The organism is Longimicrobium sp. (assembly GCA_036389795.1).
Taxonomy (GTDB): domain Bacteria; phylum Gemmatimonadota; class Gemmatimonadetes; order Longimicrobiales; family Longimicrobiaceae; genus Longimicrobium.
In genome coordinates this window covers 97,222-107,799 of sequence record DASVWD010000021.1, presented here as the reverse complement: position 1 = coordinate 107,799, position 10,578 = coordinate 97,222, and the positions used below count along the sequence as shown (strand labels likewise).

Genomic DNA, 10,578 nt, shown 5'->3' with positions numbered 1-10,578 from the left:
CAGGGTGGAGAGCGCGTAGCGCGACGCCTGCAGCGGCGTCTGGAGAGGCTCGGCTACAAGGTGGAACTGCGGAAGGCCGCCTGAAGAGCGCGACCCCGGCTCCGTAGTTTCTATTCAGGGAGCCGCTGCGCCGAACCTGCCTTGCTAACGATGCCTGGCGGCGACCGAAGGATCTACTCACCCCAGAGCGAGGCCGGCTTCTGCACACTGCATCTGGCCACCAGACACGCGGAGTAGATCCTTCGGTCGCGTCCAACCATTGGCGCGGGGGCGAATTCCACGCGGACGCTCCCTCAGGATGACCACGTATGGCATGGGAATGCACAGCCGGTTTCGGAAGGTGGTATCACACAGAGGACACGGAGAACTTCATCTCTGATTTCTTTCCTCTGCGACCTCTGTGGCAACCTCTGTGGCCTCCGTTGAGGTCATCCCCGATCGCCTCCACCGCGACGACCACTGCACCATTGACGAGAATCGATTCCACATTTATCGTTTTATATCGATACGTGTCGAATTGAATCAGAGGTGATAGAAATGACGACCCAGCAGATCACCGAGCACCTGCTCGAGTTCTTCAAGGCGCTGGCGGACGCGAACCGGCTGCGGATCGTGGGCCTGCTGGCGCAGCGGCCGCACACCGTGGAGGAGCTGGCGGCAAACCTGGGGGTGGGCGCCTCGACCGTGTCGCACCACCTGTCGCGGCTCACGAAGGCAGGGCTCACCGAGGCGCGCGCGGAGGGCTACTACAGCGTCTACTCGCTGCGGCTGGACGAGCTGCAGGGGCTCTCGCGCCGGCTGCTGAGCCGCGAGGAGCTGAAGGCGCTGGCGCGTGACGTGGACCTGGACAGCTACGACCGCAAGGTGCTGGAGAGCTTCACCGACGAGCAGGGGCGCTTCCGGCAGTTCCCCGTGCAGGAGAAGAAGCTGCTGGTGCTGCTGCGCCACGCCGCCCGCGCGTTCGAGCCCGGCGTGCGCTACCCCGAGAAGCAGCTGAACGAGATCCTCTCGCGCTTCAGCGACGACACGGCCCGCCTGCGCCGCGAGCTGGTGGGCTACGGCTTCATGGAGCGCGAGGGCGGCGGCGGAGACTACTGGCTCGCCGCGGGCGGGGAAACGGGGGAACGATGAGCGAGCGGGCGAGCCGGAGCGAGATCCGGCGCCGGTACAGGGAGGAGGGCACGCCGATGGGTGTGTTCGCCATCCGCAACACGGCGAACGGGAAGGTGCTGGTGGGCTCGGCGAAGAACCTCCCGGGCGCGCTCAACAGCCACCGCTTCCAGCTGCGGCTGGGGAGCCACCGCAACCGCGAGCTGCAGCGCGAGTGGAACGAGCTGGGCGAGGCGTGCTTCGCCTTCGAGGTGCTGGACGAGCTGGAGCCGTCGAGGGGCGTGGGGGAGGACTACGCGGACGACCTGGCCGCGCTGGAGGCGCTCTGGCTGGAGAAGCTGCGGCCGTACGGAGACGCGGGGTACCACCGCGCGCCGCCCGGCGCGTGATACGGCGCCCGCCGTGACAAAGAAGGCCGGGAGCGACCGCCGCTCCCGGCCTTTTCGCCGTCGCCGTCGAAGCCTCGCGCAGCCTGCGAGGCTTTCTGCCGTGGTTGCCGCGGCTTCAGCCGCCCCTGCGGACCTACCCCACCCCCGCCAGGCTCACCGCCAGCAGCAGGAGCATCTTCGTCGCCGTGAGCGTGCTGGGGACGTCGGCCCACTCGGAGAGGGTGTGCTGGTTGCCGCCGCGCCCGCGCCCCACGGCGATGGCCGGGATGCCGCGGGTGACGGCCACGTTGGCGTCGGTGGAGCCCGACGCTTCGGCGCTGGCCTCCACGCCCACGAAGCGGTGCACGTCCAGCGCGGTCTGCACGATCGGGTGGGCGCGGCGCTCCCGCAGCATCTCGGCGGTGCCGCCCGCGCGCAGCCGCTGCACCTCCTCCTTGCTCCAGCGCACCCGGTGCGCCTCGGCCGCGCGCGCCACGCGGGCTTCGATCTCGGCGTTCAGCGAGTCCAGCAGCGCCGGGTTCACCGAGCGCAGGTCCATGGTGAACGACACGTTTTCGGGGATGGCGTTGAAGATCTTCCCGCCGGCCAGCATCCCCACGTTGTAGACCGCCCCGCCGCGCCCCTCGGGGACCTGGATCTCGTAGATGGAGCGCACCGCGTCGGCCAGGGCGCGCGCCGGGTGCGGCCTGCCGGCCGAGGTGTTGGTGTGGCTCCCCTCCCCGCTGAAGTGGTAGCGCGTCCAGTAGATCCCCAGCGCGCCGTAGTTGACCGGCCCCAGCCCGCCGTCGACGGCCACCACCAGGTCGGGGCGCGGGTTGTGGGCGAGCCAGTAGTCCATCCCCCTGAGGCCCAGCTCCTCCTGCACGGTGCCCACGATCACCAGGTCGCCGCGCGTGCGCACGCCGGCGGCGTTCAGCGCGCGGACCACGTTCAGCAGGTCCACCAGCCCCGCCGTGTCGTCGAAGACGCCCGGGGCGCGCAGGGTGTCGCCCTCGCGCCGCACCCGCACGTCGGTGTCGATCGGGTGCACCGTGTCCATGTGCCCGGCGAAGACCACGGTGGGCCCGCCGCCGGTGCCCCTGCGCCGCCCGGTGACGTTGCCGATGGAGTCGACCGTCACCTCCAGCCCGGCCTTCTCCATCTCCTGGCGCACGTACGCGCCGCGCCGCTGCTCCTGCGTGGAGGGCGCGGGGATCTCGGTCACGCGGATCCACTCCTCCACCTGCGCGGGGAAGTTGCGCTCCAGCCACGCGAGCGCGTCGCGCACCGCCGGCTGCGCGGCCAGGCGCGGCGTGAAGCTGCTCGGGTACTGCTGCTGCGCCGCGACGCCCGAGACGCAGGCGGCGAGCAGGAGCGCGGAGAGCGGGATCGTGCGGAGGATCGTGCGCATGGGCGGTTCGGAGTTGAGTTGGTTTCGAATGCGTATCGCCTGCCCTTACCAGCATCGACGCCGTTCTCCCTCCCACCGCGCAGCGGGGGGAGGGCCGGGGAGGGGGGCTCCCGGCAGCCACGACGGCGACCCGGGCCTCATCGCTCCTGCCTCCGCCGGTGCTTCTCCACCGCCAGGCGGCAGATGCGGTCGCACAGCTCGGGAAAGCTTATCCCGGCGGCGGCCGCGGACTGCGGGAGGAGGCTGGTCGACGTCATCCCCGGGAGCGTGTTGACCTCCAGGCACCAGAGGCCGCCGCCCTCGTCCATGCGGAAGTCGACGCGGCTGAAGCCCTCCAGCTTGAGCGCACGGTGCGCCTCGAGCCCCAGCTCCCGGACCGCGCGCGTCTGCTCCTCGGTCAGGTCGGCCGGGAAGATCTCCTCGGCGCCGCCCGCCTGGTACTTGCTCTCGTAGTCGAAGATCTCCGCCCGCTTGGGGATGATCTCGCCCACCGCAAGCGCCTGGTCTTCGAGGATCCCCACCGTCAGCTCGCGCCCGGGGACGAACGCCTCCAGCATCACCTCGTCGTCGTGACGGAACGCCTCCGCGACCGCCGCCTCCAGCTCTCCCGGTGCCCGGACGATGGTGAGCCCCACCGTGGAGCCCTGCTTGTTCGGCTTGACGACGACGGGCCAGCCGAGCGCCGCCTCCACCTCGGCCGCGCCGGCGGGCGCCATCAGCCAGTCGGGGGTGGGCACGCCCGCCGCGCGGAAGAGGCGCTTGGAGAAGTCCTTGTCCATGGCCACCGCGCTCGCCCGGTGCCCGCTGCCCACGTAGGGGATGCCGGTGAGGTCCAGCAGCGCCTGGATCGTCCCGTCCTCGCCCGTGCCGCCGTGCAGCACCAGGAACACCACGTCGATGTCCTTCAGCTCCGACGCCGCCGGCAGCGGCGACGACGCCCCGGCGCGGATCGCCGCCAGCTCCTCCTCGGGCGGCGGCGCGGGGGCCACGCCGGCGGTGAGCAGGCGCTGCTCCTCGGCGGGGGCCAGCACGCCCCGCGCGGTGTCGACCGGCACCACCTGGTGGCCGGCCTCGCGCAGCGCCTTCACCACCTGCGCGCCGCTGGCCACCGACACGTCGCGCTCCGCGCTGGTGCCGCCGAAGAGGACCGCCACTCGCATTCGAGGTCGTCCGTGGAAGGGGTCTCGTCCGTCCCGGGTGGACGCGCGCGCCGTGACGAGCGGCGCGCGCCGCGTTAGCTTGCGCGCCGGACGACGCGGAGGCAAGCGCCCGGGGAGACGGGATTCGAGATGACCGTGGAATTCAACCGGATCGGCCGCCCGCCCGAGGAGGAGCTGCGGGAGGCGACGGAGGCCCTGGCCCGCGCCGAGCTGGAGCGCGACGTGGCGGCGCTCGACCGCATCATCCACGACGAATTCCTGGGCGTGGACCCCAGCGGCGCGCCGCTCACCAAGGAGCAGGTGGTGGAGACCTACGGCTCGGGGCTCTTCGTGCTGCAGACGCTGGTGGTGGAGGAGCAGAACATCCGCGCCTGCGGCGACACCGGCGTGGTCACCGCCTCGTCCACCATGCGCGGCCGCACCCCCGAGGGCGAGTTCGAGCAGCGCTACCGCTTCACCGACGTATACACGCGCGTGGACGGCGAGTGGAAGCTCTTCGCCTCGCACGTCACCCCGCTGCGCCGCACCGCCGGCTTCCACTCCCTCACGCCCCCGGCGGACGAGGAGTGACGGCGCACGGACGGTCCCCGGCCGCACCCCAGCCATCGGATTCCCCCGGCAACGGAGACGAGCCAATGCAGACCCAGCGTGAACTGCTCGAAGATGCGAGGGAGAGGTTCGCGGCGAAGCTGGAGGGCCTCGCGGCGTACGCGGAGGAGCTGGCGGAGCGGGTCGAGGCGCACGACCCCGAGGAGGCCCACTTCGAGGACGACCTGATGAAGGCGAAGCACGACGCGCAGTTCTACGCGGACCAGGTCGCGTGGATCGATGAGCGGCTGGCCTCGGGTGACGTCGAGCCGCCGCTCGGGGTGGCGGACGCCGGGACGCGCCCCGCAGCGGAGGCGGGTACCGTGTCCCTGGCGTGGTTGCCGCTCGCTTTCCTGGCCGGGGCGCTGCTCGGCTCCCGCCTGAGGCGGTAGGAGACGTCCGGGGAAAATCGTAGAGCCGTGAGGCCCCAATGCTGTCATCCTGAGGAGCCGCCGCGTGGAATCCGCGGAGTGACGAAGACCAGGGCGGCGACGAAGGATCTATAGCCGGCCACACGCGACAGCCGGCTGTCGGCGCGGTCGCTGCCCATAGATCCTTCGGGCGCACAAGCCCTCGTGCGGACATGGCTTCGGTGTGCTGCGCCCTCAGGATGACAGCGTTTGGGGGGGTGGATAGAGGTGGTTTCTCCAGAAAACACGAGCGGCGGGCTCCGCCAGGAACCCACCGCTCGTTTCCATCTCACCCGCGGACCAGCCGTCTCAGTCCACCGCGAAGGTCACGCGGACGACGGCCGTGATGTCCTTCTCCAGCGAAGAGGTGTCGTTGATGCCGTAGTCGCTCACCTCGGTGGAGTTGCGCGGGGTGATCTGGAACACGCCCTGGCGCGCGCTGCGCACCGCGCCGATCCCCGCGCCCGCGCTCTTCGCCACCGCCTCGGCGCGGCGCCTGGCGTCCTCGGTGGCGGCGGCGAGCATCTCCGTGCGCACGTCGGCGAGCTTCGTGTACAGGTACTCGGGCGGCGACGACTGGAGCGGGACTCCCTGGTTGATGAGCCCGGTGGCGCCCTGCGACAGCGCGGTGACGCCGTTCACGTCCGAGGAGCGCACCTCGAACTGCTGCGAGAGGCGGTAGCCCAGCAGCTCGCTGGTCTGCATCCCGTTCTCGGCCACGCGGTAGATGCTCGACGCCTCCACCGGCTTCACGGTGACGAGCGAGTCGGCCACGCCGCTGCGCGACAGGAACTGCCGGAGCGCCTGCCCGTGCTGCGTGACCTCGGCGTAAGCGTCCTGCAGCGTGGGCGACTGCGCGCCGACGCTCACCCGCCACACCGCGTAGTCCGAGCGGATCGAGCGCTTGGCCGAGCCCGTCACCTCGATCTGGTCGTTGGCGCGCCGGGCGGACTTGAACGCCGCGCCGGCCACGATCGCCGAGAGCACCAGCCCCAGGGCGAGCGCCACCATCCCCAGCAGGAGCTGGGGGTACCGTTCCGATCGTACAATCTCCATGGGAGTTGAGGATAGGAGAAACGCCCGTTGGGGGCGTTCCGCGCGAGCCGAGGGAACCGGCCAGGCCCGCGAGAGGCGGTGATTGCACACCGAAGGTTGGACAAAGATCCGAAAGTTCGAAGCGCGAGAGTGCGTGAGTGCGTCAGCGAGACTGCTGGGGCCGCAGATGTCATCCCAAGGGGCGCGGTAGCGACCCGAGGGATCTACTCGATGCGACCGGGGGAGCCGGTAATCCGCGCGTGTGGCCGGCCACCAGCAACGCCGGCTAGATCCCTCAGGCGCCGCCGGACTCCGGTGCGAACGTGGGTCGGGTGCAGCGGCGCCTTCGGGATGACATTGTCTGGTTGACAATGAGAGACCGCATCCCACGTCGCGCGCTAGGCGCCAAGGCGGGGGCTGCCCGCTGCCGCGCCAGAATCTGCCAGGCAGACGAACCCCGATCCTCGTTCGCCCACCCTCTGAATGAAGTCCTTGACATCCACTTTGCCAATACGTATTAACTAATACGTCTTAACAACCCGCCCGGAATGAGCCCAGCGAACGCACCCCGCTCCGTCACCACCCACGACGTCGCCCGGAGGGCGGGGGTCTCGCAGGCCACGGTGTCGCTGGTGCTGGGCGGCAACCCGCGGGCGCGCGTGGCCCCGGCCACCCGCGAGCGGGTGATGCGGGCCGCCGACGAGCTGGGGTACCGCCCCAACATGCTGGCCCGCGGGCTGGTGCGGGGCCGCTCGTACGCGCTGGGGGTGGTGGTGCCGGACCTGTCCAACCCCTTCTTCCTGGACGTGGTGACCGGCGTGCAGCGCGTGGCCGCCGAGGCGGGGTACGCGGTGCTCCCCGGCGACACGCGCGACACCACGCCGGCCCGGCACCTGGAGGCGCTGCGGGCGCGGCTGGTGGACGGGGTGGTGATCGACGGCCTGGGCGCCGCCACGCTCCCCGAGGACTCGCTCGCCGACCTGAAGGTGGTGCTGGTGGACGAGCCGTCGGAGCGCTGGCCCGGGGTGGCGAGCGACGCGCTCTCCGCGGGGCGGCTGGCGGCGGAACACCTGCTGGGGCTGGGCCACCGCCGCATCGCCTTCGTGGGCCCCGCCACGGACGTGCACGGCTTCCGGATGCGCGAGCGCGGCTTCTTCCAGGCGCTCTCCGCCGCCGGAATCCCCCTCCCCACCGGCCTGCTGCGGCGCGTGCCGGCGACGGTGGCCGGGGGGCTGGCCGCGATGAAGCAGCTCCTCGCCGCGGGCGAGCGTCCGACCGCCGTCTTCTGCGCCAACGACCTGATCGCCCTCGGCGCGCTCAAGGCGGCCCTGGCGGCGGGAGTGGCGGTCCCGGGCGGGATGTCGATCGTCGGCTGCGACGACGTGGAGATGGCGCGGGTGGTGACGCCGGAACTGACCACGGTGGCGGTCCCCGCCCGCGAGCTGGGCGCCCGCGCCGCCCGCCTCCTGCTCCGCCTGCTCGACGGCCAGGAGGTCTCCGCCCGCCCCGCCAGGCCCCTCCCCGTGCGGTTGATCACCCGGGGGACGACGGGGAAACCCCAGGGGACAGGGGACAGGGAACAGGGGACATCCCGCGAGACCGGAAGCGCCTGATTCCTGGGCACTGGGCACTTGGGACTGGGCACTTCGCACTTCGCACTTCGCACTTAGGACTTCGCACTCGCAGTTGAGACACGCCACCATCACCGGAACCGGGTCGTTCGTCCCCGCGCGCGTCCTCGCCAACGCCGAGCTGTCGGCGATGCTGGGCGAGGACGTGGACGCGTTCGTGTCGGGGACGCTCGGCATCCGCGAGCGGCGCTGGTGCGGCGCGCACGAGTCCACCGCCGATCTGGCCGAGGAGGCCGCCCGCGCCGCGCTCGCCGACGCGGGCCTCGCGCCGGAGGACGTCGACCTCCTCATCGTCTCCACCGACACGCCCGAATACGTCTCCCCCGCCACCTCCTCGGTCCTGCACGGCCGCCTGGGGCTCCCCGGGCGCACGGGAACCTTCGACGTCAACTCGGCGTGCGCGGGGTTCGCCACGGCGCTCGACGCGGCGTGGAAGTACGTCCGCGCCGACGAGCGCTACGAGCGCGTGCTGGTGGTCGCCGTCTACGCCATGTCGAAGTTCCTCGACCCGAAGGACAAGAAGACGGTCACCATCTTCGCCGACGGGGCGGGAGCCGTGGTCCTCGAGCTGGCCGACGAGCCGGGGCTGCTCGCCTCGGAGCTGTACGCGGACGGGTCGCTTTCCTCCGGGATGGGCGTCTTCGCGGGTGGCACGGCCGAGCCGGTCACCGAGGCGGTGCTGCGCGACGGGGTGCGCAACCGGCTGCGCTTCGTCACCAAGTACCCGAAGGAAGTCAACGAGGAGGGGTGGCCGCGCATCGTCCGCTCCGTCCTCGGCCGCATCGGCAGGCAGGTCGAGGAGGTGGACCTCTGGCTGTGGACGCAGGTCAACCGCTCCACCATCGAGGTCGTGATGGAGAAGCTCGGGCAGCCGATGTCGAAGGCCCACACCATCATGGACAAGTGGGGCTACACCGGCTCGGCGTGCCTGCCGATGGCGCTGGACGACGCGGCGAAGGCGGGCCGCCTCCGGCCGGACGACCTGGTGGTGCTCACCGGCTCGGGGGCGGGGCTGTCGATGGGGTGCGTGGCGATGCGCTGGAACCCGAAGCGGAGCGCGCGCTGATGGACACCGCCGCCCGCCTCTTCCTCGCCCGCGCCGCGCGGCACCCCGAGCGGGCCGCCTACCGCCTGCTCGCCGCCGGCGGCGCGGAGCGCGACGAGACGCTCACCTGGAGCGAGTGGGCCGACGCCTCGCGCCGCTTCGCGGCGGCGCTGATCGCGCACGGGCACCGGCCGGGCGAGACGGTCGCCATCCTCGCCGGGAGCAGCTTCCTCTGGCCGGTCGCGGACCTGGGCGTGCTGCTGGCGGCCGGCGTCTCCGTGGGCCTGTACCCGACCAGCGCGCCCGCGCAGGTCAAGCAGATCCTGGCCGACTGCGGCGCCGCCACCGTCGTCGTCGACACGGTCGACCAGCTGGCGAAGGTCGAGGCGGTGCGCGCGGAGCTGCCGGCGCTGCGCATGGTGGTCGCCCGCGACGTGAACGGCGGCGGGTGCGCGGTGGCGTGGGACGCCTGGCTCGCGCGCGGCGCGGAGGCGCTCGCCTCCACCGGGATCGGCGCGGCGGTCGACGCGCGGGTGCTGCAGGCGCGGCCCGGCGACACGGCGATCCTCATCTACACGTCGGGCTCCACGGGCGAGCCGAAGGGCGCCGAGATCCCGCACCGCTACCTGCTGGCCTCGGCCGAGTCGATCCGCGCGGTGCTGGGGACGCGCGAGGACGACACCACGCTCTCCTTCCTCCCCTTCTGCCACGCCGCCGAGAGGATCTTCGGCCTCTACAGCCGTGTGCTCACCGGGATGGAGGCGGCGCTGGTGCCCGACCACGCGCGGCTGTGGGAGGCGGCGCGAGCGTACGGGCCCACGGTGTTCGGCGGGCTGCCGCGCTTCTACGAGAAGGCGTTCGAGACGCTGCGCGCCGAGCACGAGCGGGCCGCGGGCGGCGAGCGCGCACGCTGGGACCGCGTGGTCTCGCTCGGCGTCACCCGCTCGCGGCTCCGGCAGGCGGGCGAGCCAGTCCCGCCGCAGGTCGAGGCGGCGTGGCGCGAGGCCGGGGAGCCGCTCTTCGCCCGCGTGCGCGGCCTCTTCGGCGGGCGCATCCGGCTGGCGACCTCGGGCGGCGCCGCGCTCCCGGCCGACGTCGCCGAGTACCTCGACGCGCTCGGGCTCACCGTCCTCGGCGCGTACGGGCTCACCGAGCACCTCTGCGTCGCCTTCAACCGGCCCGACCGCTACCGCTTCGACGCCGCCGGCCCGCCGATGCCGGGGACCGAGCTCCGCATCGCCGCCGACGGGGAGATCCTGATCCGCCGCGGACCGCTCACCTTCGCCGGCTACCACGGCCGGCCGGGCGCCACCCGCGACGCGTTCACCCCCGACGGCGGGTGGGTGCTGACGGGCGACCTGGGCGAGCTGGTGGACGGGTCGCTCCGGGTGACGGGGCGCAAGAAGGAGCTGATCGCGCTCTCCACGGGGAAGAAGGTGGCGCCTCTGCCGATCGAGGCGCGCCTGGCCCAGGACCCCTGGATCGGGCAGGCGATGCTCTACGGCGAGGGGCAGAAGTTCGTCTCCGCCCTGCTGTCGCTGCGCCCCGAGATGCTGCGCGCCTGGGCCGCCGAGCGCGCCCTCCCCTGCGACGACCCCACCCTCCTGCGCCACCCCGAGCTGGTGCGGATGGTCCAGCGCGCCGTCGACCGCGTGAACGCCGACCTGTCGCGCACCGAGCAGATCCGCCGCTTCGTGCTGATCGGCCGCGAGCTGACGGCCGAGGACGGCGACCTGACGCCCACGATGAAGCTCCGCCGCGGCGTGGTCGCCGAGAAGTTCCGCGCCGAGCTGGACGCCCTCTACCAGGCCTGAGACCCT

Annotated in this window: 10 protein-coding genes; 7 read left to right on the top strand and 3 right to left on the bottom strand. The window is 72.1% G+C overall.

The genetic code is table 11. The features are described 5' to 3' along the window. The first annotated feature begins 537 nt into the window (after positions 1-537). Together VF746_02875 and VF746_02870 are read left to right on the top strand one after the other, a co-directional pair. Entirely contained in the window at positions 538-1,131 is a 594-nt protein-coding gene (locus tag VF746_02875; GenBank protein HEX8691361.1) for a metalloregulator ArsR/SmtB family transcription factor, read from the top strand. Further along, positions 1,128-1,499, top strand: a complete 372-nt coding sequence (locus tag VF746_02870) for a GIY-YIG nuclease family protein (GenBank protein HEX8691360.1) — start codon at positions 1,128-1,130, stop codon at positions 1,497-1,499. The genes VF746_02875 and VF746_02870 overlap by 4 nt, the downstream gene beginning before the upstream one ends. 133 nt (positions 1,500-1,632) lie before the next feature. Here VF746_02870 and VF746_02865 read toward each other — a convergent pair whose 3' ends face one another. Beyond that, a complete protein-coding gene (locus VF746_02865) occupies positions 1,633-2,889 on the bottom strand; it encodes a M20/M25/M40 family metallo-hydrolase (protein ID HEX8691359.1) in 1,257 nt (418 codons plus the stop codon). A 137-nt stretch (positions 2,890-3,026) separates the two neighbouring features. After that, a complete protein-coding gene (locus VF746_02860) occupies positions 3,027-4,049 on the bottom strand; it encodes a D-alanine--D-alanine ligase (GenBank protein HEX8691358.1) in 1,023 nt (340 codons plus the stop codon). A gap of 129 nt (positions 4,050-4,178) precedes the next feature. Between VF746_02860 and VF746_02855 the strand changes: the two genes are divergently transcribed. Both VF746_02855 and VF746_02850 read left to right on the top strand, forming a co-directional pair. Further along, entirely contained in the window at positions 4,179-4,619 is a 441-nt protein-coding gene (locus VF746_02855) for a nuclear transport factor 2 family protein (protein ID HEX8691357.1), read from the top strand. Between the two features lie 65 nt (positions 4,620-4,684). Continuing rightward, a complete protein-coding gene (locus VF746_02850) occupies positions 4,685-5,029 on the top strand; it encodes a hypothetical protein (protein ID HEX8691356.1) in 345 nt (114 codons plus the stop codon). Between the two features lie 327 nt (positions 5,030-5,356). Here the strand turns inward: VF746_02850 and VF746_02845 are convergent, their stop codons facing one another. Next, positions 5,357-6,103, bottom strand: coding sequence for an SIMPL domain-containing protein (locus VF746_02845; GenBank protein HEX8691355.1), 747 nt, complete (start codon positions 6,101-6,103; stop codon positions 5,357-5,359). A gap of 527 nt (positions 6,104-6,630) precedes the next feature. Here VF746_02845 and VF746_02840 point away from each other — a divergent pair. The 3 genes from VF746_02840 to VF746_02830 all read left to right on the top strand — a co-directional run bounded on the left by VF746_02840 (position 6,631) and on the right by VF746_02830 (position 10,572). After that, complete coding sequence (locus VF746_02840) at positions 6,631-7,695, top strand: LacI family DNA-binding transcriptional regulator (protein ID HEX8691354.1); 1,065 nt, start codon at positions 6,631-6,633, stop codon at positions 7,693-7,695. Positions 7,696-7,768: 73 nt separating this feature from the next. Continuing rightward, positions 7,769-8,779: a ketoacyl-ACP synthase III gene (locus VF746_02835; GenBank protein ID HEX8691353.1), complete on the top strand. Its 1,011-nt coding sequence runs from the start codon at positions 7,769-7,771 to the stop codon at positions 8,777-8,779. Beyond that, positions 8,779-10,572, top strand: a complete 1,794-nt coding sequence (locus VF746_02830; protein ID HEX8691352.1) for a long-chain fatty acid--CoA ligase — start codon at positions 8,779-8,781, stop codon at positions 10,570-10,572. The genes VF746_02835 and VF746_02830 overlap by 1 nt, the downstream gene beginning before the upstream one ends. Positions 10,573-10,578: the final 6 nt, after the last annotated feature.

Bases quoted from the DNA above. Each gene is read 5' to 3' on its own strand.
- VF746_02875 (HEX8691361.1), top strand. From the start codon at position 538: ATGACGACCCAGCAGATCACCGAGCACCTGCTCGAGTTCTTCAAGGCG.
- VF746_02870 (HEX8691360.1), top strand. From the start codon at position 1,128: ATGAGCGAGCGGGCGAGCCGGAGCGAGATCCGGCGCCGGTACAGGGAG.
- VF746_02865 (HEX8691359.1), bottom strand. From the start codon at position 2,889: ATGCGCACGATCCTCCGCACGATCCCGCTCTCCGCGCTCCTGCTCGCC.
- VF746_02860 (HEX8691358.1), bottom strand. From the start codon at position 4,049: ATGCGAGTGGCGGTCCTCTTCGGCGGCACCAGCGCGGAGCGCGACGTG.
- VF746_02855 (HEX8691357.1), top strand. From the start codon at position 4,179: ATGACCGTGGAATTCAACCGGATCGGCCGCCCGCCCGAGGAGGAGCTG.
- VF746_02850 (HEX8691356.1), top strand. From the start codon at position 4,685: ATGCAGACCCAGCGTGAACTGCTCGAAGATGCGAGGGAGAGGTTCGCG.
- VF746_02845 (HEX8691355.1), bottom strand. From the start codon at position 6,103: ATGGAGATTGTACGATCGGAACGGTACCCCCAGCTCCTGCTGGGGATG.
- VF746_02840 (HEX8691354.1), top strand. From the start codon at position 6,631: ATGAGCCCAGCGAACGCACCCCGCTCCGTCACCACCCACGACGTCGCC.
- VF746_02830 (HEX8691352.1), top strand. From the start codon at position 8,779: ATGGACACCGCCGCCCGCCTCTTCCTCGCCCGCGCCGCGCGGCACCCC.